This window comes from Fibrella aestuarina BUZ 2, from assembly GCF_000331105.1.
GTDB classification, from domain to species: domain Bacteria; phylum Bacteroidota; class Bacteroidia; order Cytophagales; family Spirosomataceae; genus Fibrella; species Fibrella aestuarina.
Map to the genome: position 1 here is coordinate 4022830 of NC_020054.1, position 16734 is coordinate 4039563.

General features: G+C 54.7%; 20 protein-coding genes and 2 tRNA genes. 11 read left to right on the plus strand and 11 right to left on the minus strand.

The genetic code is table 11. The features are described from left to right. The 7 genes from FAES_RS16360 to FAES_RS16395 form a co-directional block, all read right to left on the minus strand. Nucleotides 1-315, minus strand: a complete 315-nt coding sequence (locus tag FAES_RS16360; protein ID WP_148289380.1) for a hypothetical protein — start codon at nucleotides 313-315, stop codon at nucleotides 1-3. Beyond that, nucleotides 299-2413, minus strand: a complete 2115-nt coding sequence (locus FAES_RS16365; RefSeq protein WP_015332352.1) for a hypothetical protein — start codon at nucleotides 2411-2413, stop codon at nucleotides 299-301. Before FAES_RS16365 ends, FAES_RS16360 begins: the two co-directional genes overlap by 17 nt. Before the next feature lie 355 nt (nucleotides 2414-2768). Then, nucleotides 2769-3866: a hypothetical protein gene (locus FAES_RS16375; protein WP_015332354.1), complete on the minus strand. Its 1098-nt coding sequence runs from the start codon at nucleotides 3864-3866 to the stop codon at nucleotides 2769-2771. A gap of 13 nt (nucleotides 3867-3879) precedes the next feature. After that, complete coding sequence (locus tag FAES_RS16380) at nucleotides 3880-4527, minus strand: hypothetical protein (RefSeq protein WP_015332355.1); 648 nt, start codon at nucleotides 4525-4527, stop codon at nucleotides 3880-3882. A 10-nt stretch (nucleotides 4528-4537) separates the two neighbouring features. Beyond that, nucleotides 4538-5557, minus strand: a complete 1020-nt coding sequence (locus FAES_RS16385; protein WP_015332356.1) for a hypothetical protein — start codon at nucleotides 5555-5557, stop codon at nucleotides 4538-4540. A 57-nt stretch (nucleotides 5558-5614) separates the two neighbouring features. Beyond that, nucleotides 5615-7216, minus strand: a complete 1602-nt coding sequence (locus tag FAES_RS16390) for a hypothetical protein (protein WP_015332357.1) — start codon at nucleotides 7214-7216, stop codon at nucleotides 5615-5617. Between the two features lie 72 nt (nucleotides 7217-7288). Continuing rightward, nucleotides 7289-8260: a hypothetical protein gene (locus FAES_RS16395; protein ID WP_015332358.1), complete on the minus strand. Its 972-nt coding sequence runs from the start codon at nucleotides 8258-8260 to the stop codon at nucleotides 7289-7291. A 161-nt stretch (nucleotides 8261-8421) separates the two neighbouring features. On the opposite strand from FAES_RS16395, the gene FAES_RS16400 reads away from it, so the two are divergent. From FAES_RS16400 to FAES_RS16450, 11 genes are all read left to right on the plus strand, one after another. Beyond that, on the plus strand, nucleotides 8422-9090 hold the full coding sequence (locus FAES_RS16400) for a hypothetical protein (RefSeq protein ID WP_015332359.1): 669 nt from the start codon (nucleotides 8422-8424) through the stop codon (nucleotides 9088-9090). A 45-nt stretch (nucleotides 9091-9135) separates the two neighbouring features. Next, nucleotides 9136-9855, plus strand: coding sequence for a hypothetical protein (locus FAES_RS16405; protein WP_015332360.1), 720 nt, complete (start codon nucleotides 9136-9138; stop codon nucleotides 9853-9855). Between the two features lie 237 nt (nucleotides 9856-10092). Continuing rightward, nucleotides 10093-10314, plus strand: coding sequence for a hypothetical protein (locus FAES_RS16410; RefSeq protein ID WP_015332361.1), 222 nt, complete (start codon nucleotides 10093-10095; stop codon nucleotides 10312-10314). 112 nt (nucleotides 10315-10426) lie between these two features. Then, nucleotides 10427-11221, plus strand: coding sequence for a hypothetical protein (locus FAES_RS29075; protein WP_193790487.1), 795 nt, complete (start codon nucleotides 10427-10429; stop codon nucleotides 11219-11221). 13 nt (nucleotides 11222-11234) lie between these two features. After that, nucleotides 11235-11786, plus strand: a complete 552-nt coding sequence (locus tag FAES_RS16420; protein WP_015332363.1) for a sigma-70 family RNA polymerase sigma factor — start codon at nucleotides 11235-11237, stop codon at nucleotides 11784-11786. Between the two features lie 25 nt (nucleotides 11787-11811). Continuing rightward, a complete protein-coding gene (locus tag FAES_RS29080) occupies nucleotides 11812-12477 on the plus strand; it encodes a DUF3307 domain-containing protein (protein ID WP_051054176.1) in 666 nt (221 codons plus the stop codon). Continuing rightward, complete coding sequence (locus FAES_RS16430) at nucleotides 12474-12875, plus strand: hypothetical protein (RefSeq protein ID WP_041257985.1); 402 nt, start codon at nucleotides 12474-12476, stop codon at nucleotides 12873-12875. The genes FAES_RS29080 and FAES_RS16430 overlap by 4 nt, the downstream gene beginning before the upstream one ends. Nucleotides 12876-13183: 308 nt before the next feature. Further along, the gene (locus tag FAES_RS16435; protein ID WP_041257986.1) at nucleotides 13184-13561 is read left to right on the plus strand and encodes a hypothetical protein; all 378 of its coding nucleotides are present in this window, start codon (nucleotides 13184-13186) and stop codon (nucleotides 13559-13561) included. 35 nt (nucleotides 13562-13596) lie between these two features. Then, complete coding sequence (locus FAES_RS16440) at nucleotides 13597-13998, plus strand: hypothetical protein (protein WP_015332365.1); 402 nt, start codon at nucleotides 13597-13599, stop codon at nucleotides 13996-13998. Beyond that, nucleotides 13970-14431 (plus strand): hypothetical protein, encoded by a 462-nt coding sequence (locus tag FAES_RS16445; RefSeq protein WP_015332366.1) that lies wholly within the window; start codon nucleotides 13970-13972, stop codon nucleotides 14429-14431. The genes FAES_RS16440 and FAES_RS16445 overlap by 29 nt, the downstream gene beginning before the upstream one ends. Beyond that, nucleotides 14421-15071, plus strand: a complete 651-nt coding sequence (locus FAES_RS16450; protein WP_198409036.1) for a DUF5662 family protein — start codon at nucleotides 14421-14423, stop codon at nucleotides 15069-15071. The genes FAES_RS16445 and FAES_RS16450 overlap by 11 nt, the downstream gene beginning before the upstream one ends. A gap of 132 nt (nucleotides 15072-15203) precedes the next feature. On the opposite strand, the gene FAES_RS16455 is transcribed toward FAES_RS16450, so the two are convergent. The 4 genes from FAES_RS16455 to FAES_RS16470 all read right to left on the minus strand — a co-directional run bounded on the left by FAES_RS16455 (nucleotide 15204) and on the right by FAES_RS16470 (nucleotide 16599). Then, nucleotides 15204-15279, minus strand: a tRNA-Gly gene (locus FAES_RS16455). A gap of 437 nt (nucleotides 15280-15716) precedes the next feature. Then, nucleotides 15717-15789: transfer RNA gene (locus FAES_RS16460), tRNA-Met, on the minus strand. A gap of 72 nt (nucleotides 15790-15861) precedes the next feature. Continuing rightward, on the minus strand, nucleotides 15862-16191 hold the full coding sequence (locus FAES_RS16465) for a hypothetical protein (RefSeq protein WP_148289381.1): 330 nt from the start codon (nucleotides 16189-16191) through the stop codon (nucleotides 15862-15864). 60 nt (nucleotides 16192-16251) lie between these two features. After that, complete coding sequence (locus tag FAES_RS16470; protein ID WP_015332369.1) at nucleotides 16252-16599, minus strand: hypothetical protein; 348 nt, start codon at nucleotides 16597-16599, stop codon at nucleotides 16252-16254. Nucleotides 16600-16734 lie beyond the last annotated feature (135 nt).

The following is a 16734-nucleotide window of genomic DNA, read 5'->3' on the forward strand; positions in this document are numbered from 1 at the left end:
CTAGTCGAGAGTTAACAGACCTTTGAGTTCGATACTGTGCTGGGTCAAATCCGCCAGTTCAATCGTGACGTACTGGACAACCGGGCATTGTCGCTCGTTTTGCAGCCGCACCCATTCGGGCAACTGACCCGGTGCTTGGTAGGCGAGGTGCAACGTGTCACCCTCGATCCGACTGGATGAGCAGGCGCAGGTCGTACTCACATCCCGAAAGGCAGGGCCTTGCGCGCGCGTCAGGGTGGTGCTGAAGCGTGCGCCCAACCGAAGTCTGCCCATGTCAAGGCTGTCTGGCAGGTTGGTGCTAGTTGTAGTAGTCACTGGTTCCATAGGTTCGTGGGGTGCCCGGCTGAAGACCAAGGCGAATGAATGAGTTGTTGTCAGCCTGCCGCGCGTACCCTGGCCGCGCGCCGAGCTGAATTACATTGGTGTCCGTAGGCTGAGTGCTGCCCGTTAGAAGGGCCGTTACTTCATCGTCGTCGAGTGCTTTGTCGCGCAGGGCATGCAGCAGGTGCAGCACGCAGTGAAAAGCCGAACCGATGTCGTTGTTTTCGTCACTGCCCCAGTTGAGTAGACTGTACAGCAAGGGCAACAGCGTAATACGTTGATAGCGGTCATTGGCCATGTACTGATGCCCCAGCGCGGTTACTTCCTGCTTGACGTTGCCCTTGATTTCAATACCCGGCTGAGTGCCGATATAATAGAGCCGATGGCCCTGCTGGCGGTCGTTAAGCCAATCGACGAAGGCATCCGTGTTGTATTCGTAGAGGGTCTTTTTTACCGAGTAAAACAGCATCCCTTTCATGAACTCTTCGTAGGTGGCCGGCATCGACGGCAGCTTGTCGATGTACAGCGCCACGGGCATGTCCTGATTGATCGCCTGCGTGGTGGGCTTGCGATAGATGATCATGCAGTTGCGTGAATCCCGTTTCTTGAGCTTCTGCCCCGGGCGCAGCTTTTTATAGCAGTCATCAATACCCGCCACGTGCAGGCCCGACAGGCCCGCCTGGGGTACGCCCTCCAGGTTAATCAGCCACGGCCCGCGCTGTTTTTCGGGCGTATTCGCCGGGTCCTGCACGAAAATAACGCGACCCGTTTTGCGGCCAAAGGCATCGTTTTCGTACTTCAGATGACCCGACACCCACGCCAAATCAAGCCCGTGGCTTTTGACATGCTCGATCTGCGCCAGCAGCATAGCGCTGTCGTAGGCCAGGCTGGTGGCAGGCTCGAAGGCCTCGATTTCGTTGAGCGGGTTTTCAACCTTTTCCTTCTGCAGCAGCGAGGCGTTGTGCTCGATACTCTTTCGGTAATTCTGAATTTCCTTTTCGGCCTGCTCGACCAGGTCTTCCCCCGTGTGCAGGTCGATGAAACGCAGATAGCCGCGCGTTTTAGGCGTGAAATGGGCTTTGGCTTCGTAGTCGAGCGGATTGAAAAACATCCGCTTGTAATTCTCTGATGGGTTGATGAACGCGTTGGATGTGCCCCCTACCACGAACATGCCCCACTGCCCATCACCACTACCCAGACAGTCTTTGTTTTCCGCGTAGAAGTTATCCAGCGTGTCGCCTTTCCACAGGCCTGCCTCGACGACGGTAATCTTCGTGTAGCGCTGCCCTTTGAAGGGGCCCGCATCTTTTTCGGACGAGATGAGCCGGTACTGCACCCAGTTGTGTTTGATACCAACTTTGCTGCTACCCTTGCCAACCCAGCGACCAACGGCGAAATTCTCGTTGTTGTCCTCGATAATATCGAGCACCTGCCCGTTCCAGGTTTTAAAGAACGGGTGAATGTGTTCAGCCCACAGCGAGCGAAAGGCGTTTACCTCGCCCTTCATGTGCTTTTCGGTGGGGTAACCCCGCCCGATCCAGCGATCACGACCCGTGCAGAACAGGAAATGATACATATCCACGCCCAGAAACTCCATCTGCGTCCAGCCGATGGTGCGGGGCTTGGCTTTGATCAAATTGCTGGCGCGGTAGGTGCGGCCGTTGATGGTGCGCTGCCGGAGATTCCACAGCACCCGCATGATTTCCTCGTCGTTTTGCCGGAACAGCGGCGCGTCCCAACCGGTAATCGTGTCGGTCTCCGCATCCTGACGGGGAATCTTGATGAAGTTTAAATAGAAATAATGATACCCATTGATGTAGTGATTATTGTAGGGGCATACCCAACCGAACTTGATGCGGTGCAGCTGCTCGCTCCACCATTTCCAGGCGGAGTCGCCGCGCGCTTTGGGACTATCGGGAATCCGATCAGCCAGCACGGGCCGGTACAGATCCTGTACGCTGGGGCCTCTGGGGTCAGTCGACGTCGTCTCTACGACCGGAGCAGGCGCGGCTACCGGCGGGGGATCGGTGGCCATCACCGACAGGGCAACGCCCAGCACGCCCGCCTTGATGAGTTTACCGACCTTATCCATTGTGTAGAGGAGAAAAACGATTAAAAAAGCCACTGAACCAGCCGGTACAGCCAGCTGTGGCGCGGAGGATAGCAGGCCGCGCGCGGTCTGCAGCGCGGTGGTGATTGGGCCGAACCGGCGCTGCACCCCTTATCAGCCCAGAAGAGTTGTGGTGTTGGACAGCCGCAGCACATACAACTGCCGTTGGTGTAGCAGCTCCAGGCCTGCCGCTTGCGGGTCTCGACGCTTGCCTTCAGATTCCGACCCAGCAGGAACGGTGCGTACTGAAAAAGCCAGTAGCGCACCGTTCCCTGCCAGAACCAGATGGCGTCGGCCGGCTTGGCCCGCAGGTGCCTGATGGCCTCCCGCAAACCCATTAGCTCAGCGCCAAGGCCGTACCCGTTCCGATCACATCCCCGGCCGTAACGACAGCGGGTTTGGCTGAAGCTGTGCGCGTGACGGTGTACAGCGACCGGCCATTGCGGTAGGCGACCCGTTGAATCGTCACCGCACTATAATCCGTCTTAGCCGTCGCCATGGCCGCCGCATCGCCCCCATCGGCGCGGTCGACGCTGAAGGGGTACACCAGAAAATCCTGGCAGGTCGGCGTTGCGCCCGTGGTGAACAGGTGCTTTTGTGCCTTGAGGATGGTCACTGCGGCATCGTGAGCGGCCGTCGCGTTGGCATTATCGGCAAACAGAGCGACGCACCGGCGCTGGATAGGCACCATCCGCTGCGTTGTCTGCCCAAACGACGAGGTCATCTGGCCCAGCAATTCAGCAGCCTGATACTCCATGTAGTCCAGCTCAATGGCCCGCAGACACGTACCCGCGGGCACCGCCTCACCCGGAAACAGGCTGGCGATGAGCGCCGGGGTCAGCCCCACATTTTTACCGGGAACGACGATGCTTGCCGCCGACAGGCCATCGGTACCTTTCATGTGGAAGAAATCGCCCGGTTTCAGGACTTCGATCTCCACGTATGAGGTACCGTTTTCCGTCACGGCCGTAGCGTTGCCGTACAACCCGTAGTACAGGTTGAACTGGCGCGCGGCGTCGGCGGCTTTCTGAGCAGCCGTCTCAATACGCCCCTCGTCGTAGCCCACAAAAATCGGCGTTTCCTCGTCAAGTTCTTTGGGCGCCACGCAGGTCGATACGGGCCGCAGATGCAGCATTACCGGCTGAGTTTGGGGAGCGATGACGGCGTATCGTACCTTTTGTTTGGTAGCCGCGTTGCAGCAGCGCAGGCCTACGCCTTTCCCACCCGGCAGGATATCGATCAGCGGTACCCCCAGTTCGGGGCCATCGTTGTCAGGTACGTTGGACAGCGCCCCCTTAAACCGCAACAGGCCGTTCTCTTCGAGCGGCGTTACGTTGGTGGCCCCGGAATAATAAACAACCTGATCAAATTCGGGCTGGCAATCCGGCGTGCGAAGAATAGGCTCGTAAGCGGGAAAAACGCTTGAAATGTTCATGCGACAGAGTTGGTTAAAGGTTTAGTTCACGCTGGGGTATCTCACTCCCAGTTAATGCGGCGTAAGCGGACGGGCCCGAAGGCCGAAGGTGCCGGGCTAGTACCCGATCCAGAATTTCACTAACCGCTTTATCTCCTTCGATCAACACCTGGGCATTGGTCGCAGTTGGTGGCGGAGGCAGCAAGGCAGGTGGCACCTGCCAGTAGCTGAGCATGGCGATGATCGGCGTCGTCTTACTCAATAGCGTCAGTTTTGTGCCTTCCTGCTGGTATTTAGGGTACCAGTCATCGGCACGGCGGGCTGGGTTACCTTGATCGACGGCCAGCGTATCGTCTTTGGCAGGCGCACACGGCCGATCGGGCAACGGCCTGGTCAGCCCACCGACGTTGTACGAAAACGTCAGATTCAGCGCGCGAATCGGTCCCACAGCCGGGGTAATCGTGGCCAGATCAATGACCGTACCCGGATGCTGGATGAGCTTACGCACCACGAAGGCCGCCATCAGCTCCCGGATATAGTCGGTCTCTTTTTCGAGGGCCTTCAGTTTTTGCCACGCCGCTCGCTCAGTGGTGTAATACGCCGCAAATCGGTTCGGCGCCAAATAGGGCACATCCGATTTGCGCAGTTTTTCCCACAGAGCGAATACGTCGTAATTGGTCATTACCGTAGGGTTAGTAATTCACCAGGTCATCCATCATGGTCACCTGTTGCGGGTTTTCGGCAAAAAACGTATCGACTTCCTCGCGCGACATAAACGGCTTAGGTACGTCGGCAATCGTCCAGACGCCGTCCGTTTCGACAACCAGCCCCTTTTGAATGTAGGCGTTGACCTTGTTGCTGATGGCCTTGTCGACAGTCGGAGCGGTAAGCTCCTCGGACACTTCCTGAACCGCCTCCGCATTTTTTACCCCGACGGTGGTAGCCAGTTGCAGCAGTTCCGACTCTTCCAGTTTTAGCTCGGTTGGTCGTTTGGCGAGCCGCGGCCGACCCGCTTGCTCTTTGATGGTTTGCTGCACATAATGGCGGGCGATTGAGTTGGTCGACAACTCGTAGATAGCCCGGGCGTAGGTTTCGCCCAGCACCTTTCCGTCGCGGCGCATGTACACCTCCCCGTCCAGATACAGGATGCCCGTTTCCAGGCCCGCGTCCAGCAGCACCTGCGTTTCGTAATCGTTATCCTCCCACAGCCAGGCACCCTCCACGGAGCGGAACGCATCGACACCCTCGCGGGCTTTGGCTTTCAGGGCAATAAACAGTGATGGTGCCGGAATGCCTGCCGTTGACCCCAGGCCCACGCGGCGGTAGAGGTTGCCCAGCGTTTCGGTATCCTGCCGGTGGTCCGACAGGTAGGTAGCCAGCTCCTGTTCCAGATCGAATTGCGCCATGGCTTTCCGGCTTTCTTCCTCGGGATCATGCAGCTGCACGCGTTCGGCGATCGTGGGGTCAAACTTGACGATGACCTTCAGCACGTCCCAGTTGTGCTTATCGTACTTGTCTTTCAGATTGAAGAGCCGGTGCGATTGAATGATCATCGGCGCGGGTTTACCCAGCCGATCGAGAAAGGTGAAGGTGTACGGTTGGCCTTTGATACTGTACTCGTGTTCGGCCTCGAGGTATTCCTCGGTTTCCGGACCCGGATCGCCTTCGCGAATGGCGTTGTTGCGAACCAGTAAAGCTTTAGCGAACTCCATAAGAGGAACAGAATTAAGTCGGGTGAGCCAGTGACCCACCCGACAGTAGAATTAAGGTTATTTCAAATCCAGAATCATGTTCTTGTCGTACGAGGCTTTCACCGTCAGTTGCGACAAAAAGCAGATTTCATCCCCGTCGACCATCGAATCAACCCGGTTACCGTTGTTAGCCAGTGTCCGTTTGACCTGCTCGTCCGACACGTTCAGTAGCTGCTCAGGCGTCCAGCTACCGCGACCGACGTGGCCTTTGGTGACGGCCGGGTTGAGCAACCGACGGATATCGTCTTTCTCCTTGTGGTAAATCCGGACCGTGGGCTTCTTGGCGCCCGTGCGCGGATCGGTGGTCGATACCGGCATGAAGTAAATCCGGTTCGAGCGCGAGGGGTACGACACGCCGTTGTAGCCAATGCGGTCGCTCATACTCCAGCTATCCTGGGGCTGCGAAATATCGTAGATGAGAATTTTGCCATCCGGCGTTTCCATCGTATCAATGTCGTAGCCGACACTGCCGCCGTTGAGCTTGCCGTCGTTCACGCCCACGTGAATCTGATAATTCAGCTTCTTGGCCAGCGCGAAATAGGTGTCTTTGAGCCAGTCGCGGCCGAGGCCCTGACAGACGGCCAGCAGCGTTACTTTTTTGCCCGCAATCGCGCGCATCGATTTAAGCATCCACTCGAGCTTGGCCACCGAGGCCTCCTGCGAGGAACGCAGGTAGTGCTCGTAGCGTTTGGGCGCCAGATCCCATTGGTAATACACCCCGGCAAAAACCGGGCGCTCGGGGTAGCGGCTGTCGGCCATCGTGTTGGCGATGCGCCGATCTTTGGCCGTAAAGTTGGGTTTCCAGTGCATGACGGCATCGCTCAGTTCCTGGCAGGCCTGCCGGAATACCTGAACGGGAATATCCGACGACACGTCGATGCGTTTGCCCTGGGCATCTTCCAGGATTGCCGCCATGGCATTATCGGCTAACGCGCTACCCGTCGACACGGAGGCCGAGCGAATGATGGTCGTGACGTTGATTTCGTCGAACGATACCTCGCCGTTACCCACCATCGGCAGACCACCCAGGGAGCCCTGGCCCATCGTGTTGGCCATCTGGTAGCGGATCGGCGCATCCATCGACAGCAGCGAGCCGTCAGCCGTTTCACCCGGGATGCCTACTAACTGAGCCGTGTACTCGACTTCCTCCGTGCTGAGCGAGCGTTTGCCGACCGCCAGAATAAGCGTCTTCTCGTCGCGGAGCATAAAGATCGAGCCCGGCTCACCCATATCCCGGTTGGCCCGGAACGTAAAGTTGGTCTGGGCCGAATTGACGCCACCGGGGTTGGGCGCCACCAGCACGGCCGGCACGCGGCTGTTGTCGGTCACCCGGCCCGGAATCCGCTTTTCGACGAACGTGCGGGTTACGTGGTACTCGGTGCTGATGCCAGCCCGTTCGACGTTGATCAGCTGTGCCTGGCCGTCTTCGTTGTTGTCGGCCGAGATAAAGCCTTTGAAGTCCGAGAACATGTTCAGCGGCGAGCTGGGCACCGCCTCGCGCAGAAACATATTGATCGATTCACGCTGGCCCACGTAGGAGTTGATGTGCTCCATATCCAGCGCTTTGCGGCGGGGAACGCGCGTGGTCCGTACTACTTTAAGCGGATTATTGACTGCCATGAGAGGTAGTTGGATAAAGGATTGGGTTTAGAAATAGTGGCGTCGGGCGATCCCCGCCGTGGCCGAGGAATCTTAGTTGAGCTGGCTGGCCAACCGTCGGTTAGCCCCTTCTTTGGCGCCGCGTTCGTAGTGGGCTGCCAGCCAGCGCGCGCGCAGCTGGGGATTGAGCACCAGCGCCATCAACCCCTGTTCTTCCGGGGTTAGCGCGTCGTAATTGGTAAGCTTGGTCCGCAGCCCGTCCGAGTTGATAAAATCAATCAGGGCGGTGCGGTCGTCGTCGCTCAGCGGCACACCGCCGGGATTGAGCGTCTTTATCGTGTTGGCCGTTTGCTGCCGGGCGGCAGCTTGCCGGTTGGCCACGTTGGCCCCGTGCTCCCAGGCCGCCTCCTGCTGCTGCTCCAGCCATTGGTTCTTTTGCTGCCGCAGCTGATCGACGCACTGCTGGCCTTTGGCGGTCAGGGCGCCTTCCTGGATGTAGGTGAGCATGTAGCGATCCCGATCTTCATCGTTGTCGCGCAGAATGGGCATTTGCCGGATCAGGTCTTGCTCCAGCAGGTATTGATTGTCGAGGAACCGCGCATGATCCCCGGCTTCGCCAGGCTCATAGGTGCGGCTCAGGCGCGCCTGCAGCTCAGCGTACTCAGGCACCTGCTGAATGAAGCGGCGGGCTTCTTCGAGCATCGTGAGGTTGCCCAGCACGTTTTCGGGCGTAGGCTCGATGTCGGCGGGAATGTCTTCGCCGAAGGCCTCTTTGTACTTCGCTCCCCAGTCGATGGTTACCGGGGCCACCTCCGTCGACGCATCGGCTTTCAGATACTCCGGAATCGAGGCATCAACAGGTGCCTTCTGGCCAGGCGCAAGCGTCTGATCCAGCGGCGGCGTGTTGGTGGTAATCTGACCCAATGCCTGCTTTTCGGTGTCATTGAGCCCGGCTTGCTCAGGCCCGCTTTCGGGTGCCTCAGCTAAGCCTTCTTCGGCTAGAATACTGTTCAGATCGAACCCGGAGGTGACGTTGAGTTGGGGACCAGAAGAGGTGTTTTCCATAAGAGGCAGCCGATGACGGCGATTGGTTGGCGCACGTGCGCTTTAGCTGCTTCAAAATTCCTCACTCTATAAGTACAATTGTAATGTTTCATGTTGTCTTTTCGGCGTCGTCTGTGTAGTTTTCCATCGTCATCGTGTATTTCCCTTCCTTTTTCCTACCTATGAACACGGCTTTAGGGATGCCAACGGTCCCGTCGTTTGAACTTCTGTCCGATGTAAGCCAGTACAACAACTGGCAGGACGCGTTTTCAGCCCTGTATCGGCAAATCGGGTACCAGCATCAACAACTTAATCTGGTACACACGCGCATGGATGAGGCCGAGGGCCTGTTAGAATCCATCCTCTTCACCTATGGCCAGCACCAGCTCGACCGGCAAACGCTGGTGGGTGCCCACGTGCTGGCCGTAGCGGCCTATTTCGACGTGGCGCGCGACGATTTACTGGGCCTGACGGGTCGCGGCGGGCTGGGCATGGCGCGCACGACCCTATCAGGCGAGTACGATCAGCGTATCCGTCGCGCGCAGGACTGGCTGTTGATGCTGCTGGTACGGGCATTTCCGGTGGTGCGCCGGGCCGACTTCAAGGGGTTTCTGCGCTTTGCCTCCGAGCGCCGCTACAATCACTGCCGGGTGGCGGGCCAGGAGATTCGCAACAACCTCAAACACCCGGATCGCCGCGACTGGGTGGCGCTCTGGCAACGTACCCTGGCCATCGCCAAACGCGGCGACGTGGATCTGCGGGAGTTCATGGCCCTGACCGAGCGCGAAATCGGCCAGTTCGTCACTCAGCTAGCGGAAACCGAGCAGCGGCAGGCAATCGACGCAAATTAACTAGCCTTACCAACCGCCTGCCCGGTGCGCAACCGGGCTTTTTTTATGAACCTAGCAATTTTGTTTGCAAACCGGAAACAGCGTGATCAGATGGCCGAAACACCTGGCATTGATACGGTCATTGGCATATCTATGAAAGCCCATCAGTCGATACTCGAGGAAGAGATTCGACGGGATGAGTACAAAGCCGCAGCGGCACTTGATCCACACATCAAAGGATGGCACGATACGCTGACCAGTGTTATCGATAAAGTAAAACGGGCAAGTCAGCGGTTAGAAGAATCCGGGCAGGCCGCAAGCAGTCAGGATATTATTGATTTGCATAAGGCTCTCGACTTTGCTACAGATGCTCAGTCAAAGATGGCCAGTCTGTGTGCCCATAGTATTCCACTGGCAGTTGCCGCGCGCGATTTGGTTTCATCGGGTATCGTGAACCCGCCTGCATCTTACCCAAGCCCTACACCCGAGCAACTTGACTCAACCGAGTTCAAAGAGCTGTGGTCGGTCATGAAAGACTGGGATATCAACGTACCTGGCTGGTACGAGGGCTATACGGGCTGCATGGGTAACCACGTCATGGCGGTACTGAATGCCTTACCCGTGTTGAAAGAGGATGAATCCGGCCACGAGTATAAGGTGCCGGCATCGATGGCGGCCGAGTTTGACCGGATCATGGAAGGTATTAACGGTACCAAATCCTACTCGGAAGAATGGAACGCCTACTGCGATGAGCTGAATGAGACGTTCGGTGATTACCGAGTATGAAGAAGGGGTATTTCGCTGACGGGGGGCGGATCGTGCCGCCTACTCCGTCTCCCTGCAACCACCAGTGCGTATACGATGAATTATTCGGGGTAATCCAACACATGTATGGCTATCACCCCGACGGCTCTACGTGGCATGGTGCAGAAATCGTTATGCGTTGCCGGGGGTGTCAAAATGTGTATCACGATTTGATCTATAACGAAATCCGATTTTTGAAGCGGCTCGACGAGCTAAAGTATGAACAGCTATTTCAAAAGCGATAACGCCATTCTCCGATTTTTTCGCTGGCTAAAATTGACGCTCTACCGCTGGTGGCTTTGTCTGTTTCAGCCTCGCAAAGTTTTCTCCATCCAGTTTAACGGTGAGCCCTACAAAGAGGGCGACGTAGTGACGATGGCTGAGGGACAAACCAAACTGCTGTGTATCGGTAAGAGCAAATTCATTCTTCTGAATTCTTAAAACACCTTTCATGAAAACGATTAAACTATACTACGATACCGAGTTTATCGAGGGATTTCGTACGCCACTTTTTGGCAAAAAACGTCATTTCATTGACCTCATCAGCATTGGCATGGTCGACGAAACCGGGCGGGAATTTTACCGGGTTTGCAATGAATTTGACCTGGGCTATGCCTGGGAAGATGAATGGGTACGTGAAAACGTGCTCAAGCCGCTACATGCTGAATTGTGCAGAGGTGTGTCAACCTACGGCAAGACGTATCATCACGACCTGTTCGAGTCATTTACCCGTCGCAGTCTAAAAAACCTGCTGAATTGGTACGGCAAAACGCGTGCGCAGATTGCGGGGGATTTGCGCGAATTCCTCTACGGCCCGGCTCTCGTCGACTATGATGAACTCTATGGCCGTGAGCCGGTCGATACACTGGCAAAGTTCTGGCTGGAAGAAAATCGGTATGAGCTGGTTGGGTATTATACCGATTACGACCACGTATTACTGGCTTCGCTGTTCGGTCGAATGATCGATCTGCCCAAGGGCCTGCCGATGTTTACCACGGATTTGCGGCAAAAAGAGGAGGAACTAGAAGCCAAAATTAAACAGCGGTTTATTCACGTGCTGCGCGATGGCTTATTGATACAGGAGTTATACCCGGATGTTGATGTTAATGAGCCTTTAGTTGTCGGCAAACAATACTTCCGGTACTTCTCGGTTGCCGCCAAAGCGGGCGATGAACCTGATACGAAAAGAGCCTCAGGTTTAATCACATTTCCGATGGGTACCTACATTTCTGAGTGGGGTAATGCGCCATTGCAAACCCACCAGAATTACCCTGTCAATACGCAGGAGCATAACGCGCTGGCCGACGCCAAATGGAACCGCGCGCTCGACCAGTTTTTAAGCGTTTAACCCTGCTGGACAATTGAAGCCGACCCCTCAAAAAACTGACTTCGCTAGCCAGCTCGAAAAACACCGGCGGCACCTGTTTGCGCAGGCCTTGAACCTGGTGAAACATAATGAGGCCGACGCGGAAGATCTGGTACAGGACACGATGATACGCGCGTGGCTGAAGCAGGATTATTTTGAAGAGGGTACCAACCTGCGGGCCTGGCTCTCGCGGCTGCTCAAAAACCTGTTCATTAACGATTACCGCGACCGTAAAGGGATTTTGCTGATCAGCATCGACGCCGAGGTTGGCGATGATTTTACCCGGTACGACTTTCTGCCTATCGCTGTGCACAGCGAAAACGATGGCCCGGCCAATGTCTTCGCCCAGCAGGTTGATTTGACAATCAGCAACCTGAGCGAGAATCAACAGCTAGTTATTCGCTATTGGATGGCAGGCTATCAGTACGATGAAATAGCCGATATAATGAAGCTGCCGATCGGTACAATTCGCTCCCGTCTTTTTTCGGCTCGCTGCAAAATGGAAGGCTCCAACCGCGACGCCGGCCGTAGGCCCAAACACGTTTAACTTTTCACTCTTACACTTCTTTATAATGTCTCTCGAATTGGCGCTTTTGATTGGATTCCTATTCCATCTAATTGGCGATTACGTCACGCAAAACGACTGGCTAGCCCAGAATAAAACGAAGGATTGGAATGTAGCCTTCATACATGCTTGTATTTATTCTGTACCATTCGCATGGCTGGTCAGCGGCAATGTTTATTGTGGATATCAATTGTTTATTATTATGATTACACACGCTCTGATCGATCATTACAGACTGGCGGTGTATTGGATCAAGCTGGTCAACTGGAATTGGAGCAGCACCAACTACGGCTTTTCAGATAAAACACCGGCTTGGCTCAGTACGTGGCTGTTGATCATCGTCGATAACATCTTTCACATTATCATTAATTCGGCCTGTATCGTCTGGAGTTTTCAATATCATCCCTCGCCATCTGTTAAACAAGCTGGTGTTTTTAGTTGGGATCAGATACCCGTTAAAATTGAGGCAGGCTACTGTTATTTTTTGACGACTAAGACGAATAGCCCCTTTCCCGAAGTCTTCTCCGTTGTTCGCATAATTGATGTTCGATCTGGTTTCGCGCGCTATGATTATGTATCAGGTCACTTCAGGGGGCTCGACGATCAGATAGACACGCTCTCTTATTTTTCTGCTCGTCGCGCGCGTCCGTGTGATTGTCCAGACAAGCCATGATCAACCTAATCACAACGATTCCTGCCAGCAACTTCAAAACGTGGGAACTGGCCGAGCGTGTGCTTCGTCGATGCGATGGCACAACCGACTGGGATGAAGTCGACCGGGAAGGCACCAACCAGGGCAAAGAATGGCTGTGGTTTATCCGCTGTCATCGCTTGCCCAAAAAGCCGTTGACTGACTCGGTCTGCTTCATGATCTACAGTGGAAGAGTTCGCGGCTATTTCCACATCGTTTCTTCCGGTAGAGCCCAGGAGTGGGTAGACAAGGGCTATTTGCTGGAAGACAAACCATCTGGGTACGTTGTGGTGATGGCCAACTGGGTAGCGATTCCTGAATCTGAGCAAACTGAATACTCCGGCTTTCAGGGCTGGCGGTATACTGAAAAACAACCTTAACCAACAGTATTCATTCGGCTTTAGCCGACTTAAACCCAATCCAATGCAAACAATACATCAAGCCCGTCCTATGACTGGCGTAAAACCGTTTTTGATTGCTGTACTGGCCGCGACGGCGATCACAATCACTCTTCATGTTCCGACTGGTACAACAGTCGCTGACATTACAGTTTCAGTCGCTGAACCATCGTCTACGACGATCACAATGCCACAGGCTACTACGGTCGCAACCCCACCAATCAATACCACAACTTCTACTCCCAGAACCTTGTCAAACTGAACGCTACGCTTTAAGTCAACTTAAGACTATGTCAGAACAAGACCTTATCAATAAGATCAACCAAGCCAACGAAAATATCGAACGCTTGAACTCGCAACACAAGGCCAATATGGCTCCTTTCAAAAACGAGGTTGCGGAATTAACTCGGGAGTATAGCCAGGCATACTCACCTCTGAAAGTAGGCACTGTGATTGAACATAAACCCTACGGAGCCAAACACACAGGTATAGTTAAAATATTGAGTGCGACCTGCCTGGTTATACCAGATAGATGGTCTTATGAGGCTCAGATATTGTCTGTAGGTGATAACGCTGGTGAATCCGATAAAAAGCTTATTGGACGAAATACGATTGTGCTCCTGAATCGGAGTGAGACGCCCAAAATAATAACTGAAATCTCCGCTTAATACGTGGGGTTTTCGCTTCCCCAATTCAATAGGTAGTGAAGTTTTACCATCAAACGCGGCTGCACCAGCCCGATCTGGGCATCAACGGCAATTGCTTTCCGACGGCGCTGGCCTGTCTGCTCGACCTCGATAGTCCCGAGGCCGCCCCGCAGTTTCAGGAGTTGTTTGACGACCCAGATCAGAACTGGTTTGCTATGATGCAAGACTGGTTATATGAGTTAGGCTGGGAGTTTATCACCGTGTACAAGCACCGCTCAAACGGCCAGCCGTACCTGGTATCTGGCGACACCGAGCGCGGCACGTACCACGTCTGTATTTATCAGGATGGTAAGCTGCTGCATGATCCCCACCCCAGCGGCGCCGGGCTGATCAACGTGAAAGAAATTCAGATGTTAATACCTGTAAGCAATGAAACGAACGACCCTGTTCAAGTTTGAAGACGAGTTCATCACGATCGTTCACGAACCATTTTTTGACGGGTTGGCAGCACCGTTTTCGGGTATTGCCCACGTACCTGCGCTGGTGGCCTGGGTCGATCGGCACACGTTTGAGTTATTCACTAATCAACGTGTGCCTATTCAGCGGCAAAAGCGCGTCTATGGTGCGCTGCTTAAATCGCGCTGGTACACTGATACAACAAGCGTATTACTTGTTAAGACGGCCAGAGGCGATTTGTCGCTGAATCCGCGCGAAGTCTACGGCTCAGTAACTCCTGATCGAGTTGTGCGGGCTTATTGGAAACAATCGATGGCCCATTATAGGGAGGGAGCCACGCTGTCTGATGGCTCACGAATAAGTGGGCAACAGTTTTACCAAATGGCCACCACAAGCGGATTACCCCTTGAAATAAACCATGTCTATGAAATTTGACCCTTCAACCAACCGCATTTACCGCGACCAAGACGATTTTCAGGTGCAGAACCGCGCGCTTCTGGAAGCCGAGGTAGGTGAAGCCGCCTGGGACGACTCACACTATTGGCCTCACGTCGCCCAGCGCTATGATGCCTTGGTCGACGTGACCATGAGTTACGACGGCGGCTTTGATACGCTCCGCCATATACGTCGTGTGCAACAGCTACTCAACCTGGCAGCGATCGAGCTTTTGAGGCGCGCGAACGTGCACGACGACAGTAAGTTTGATGTCAAAGAGAAGTTCTACTTTGACCGAGAAACGCCGCTGCTGGCCGGGCTGACGTACGGCTCGGACGAATACAAGGCTTCGTTGGAACGGTTGGGCCCAGCGCTACAGCATCACTACGCCAACAATAGTCATCACCCGGAGCACTTCGGGAATGGCGTCGACGGTATGACGCTGTATGACGTGCTGGAAATGCTGCTCGGCTGGAAAGCGGCCGGCGAGCGCCACCGCGACGGCGATATCTTCAAATCGATCGAGATCAACAAACAGCGGTTCGGCTTATCCGAGCAGCTATGCCAGATCCTGATCAACACCGCCAAAACGATCGGGCAGGAAACGTCGCCGGTAGCCTGGCTTAAACCGCACCGGTAAACAAAACAGCCTGTCTCCAGAGGAAACAGGCTGTACATACCCACCGTAACTTATACTTAATCGTAATCTGTCTGGTAGCAGCCAGACCAGCCCCTAAACCGACCTAACTTCTGACGCTGGCCACCACCAGACTGGGACAAAAGAGCGGATTCGAACCGCTGACCTCCGGAAATGGCAATCCGGTATTCTACCACTGAACTACAATCGTCATCCACCTCCCGTTTCGCGGAGTCGTCTCGCGCTTCGTTCGCCCATCGACTGGGCTTCTCGTTCTAAAAATGTGCGGGCGATGAAGGGCTCGAACCTCCGACCTCACGTTTGGGGTGGCTGACTTCCCAAACATGCGCTCTACCATCTGAGCTAAACTCCCAGTTTGCCAGCCCACCAGCAGAGCTATCCCTACCGGGTCTGGCTCCAGAAGCTACAGGCTCTGCGAACAGATCTGCACTACTGCCGGGCGTCTGGCTCGCCCCCCTTTCGGGCACGGGTTATCGTTTTCGCATAAACAGTAGGGGCCAGAGTCCAGCCCCGTGTTCGAGTATGCTTTATACAAAAATGAAAAGGCTAGGTTTGGCTGTCGAACAAGTGTGTCTTTGCCTTTTCCTCGTGCTTCAGTTTCCGCTCCGGATCGACAACCAAACTTTGTAGCGGGAGCGTGACTCGAACACGCGACCTCTGGGTTATGAGCCCAGCGAGCTACCGACTGCTCCATCCCGCCATACCGTCAAAAATGTGGCTAACGTATAAGGGTATGCGTTAGCCACATTTCATTGTCAATTCTGGAAGTCATTTACCCATGCAATAGCCCGCGGCCAAAGAGGGTAGTCATCAGGATTTGTCGGATACTGAAGAGCGCCGTCTGTACGATGGATCGGGCTAACTGCCGGTACCTGGCCACGAACAGCGCGAAGGCATGCACGTAGAGAATCAGGAAATCAAAGACACTGTAGCTTGAATCGGTCAGCTTAGGGGCTTCAGTAAACAGAGCCATGTCTTGCATGAGCCTATCTGACTGATCAGGCCAATCATCAAACGGTTCGACGGTAATTGGCGGCGAGGAAGCGGCCAGTAGTAGGATTGCCCCCGCGACGGCGGCCGATCCAATGATGAGAATAAGCATGATCGTAGAAAGGTAAGCGGTTGAATCGGTGGCAATTATACCCATAAAAGTATAATTCTACTATTCCGGGTCGCTTTTTTTACGCCGCCGCCCCCCGGTATCCTCGCCATAACTGATCCACTCCGGGTTAACCAGGTACGTTCCCTTCTGCCCTTTATTTAGTAAGCCTTCCCGCTTGAGCATCCCCAGGTAGCGATAGATCGTAGACTCTTCCAGATCGTATAACTGCTTCAATGCTGTTCTCGCTGGACCGGTGTTGCTCCACTCCCCTGTGGCCCGGTTGAAGGTGGCAATGATGTAGCTGTAGAGGTGCGTCTGGCCCATGTGTTTGCACTTGCTAACCCAGGTCGTCGTGCCTCCGTAGACCTTCATTTTTACCCAGTAACGTAGTTCGGTTTTCTCTTGCATTACGTGGCAAGATAATGCGCGTTCTGGAAACTATATGAGAGTTTATCTCTCACTATTGGTGAGAGTTTGAAAACACTATATGAGAGTAGACTACTCACCAGTCAGGCAGTTACGCGTTTTTTAGCAATACACAAT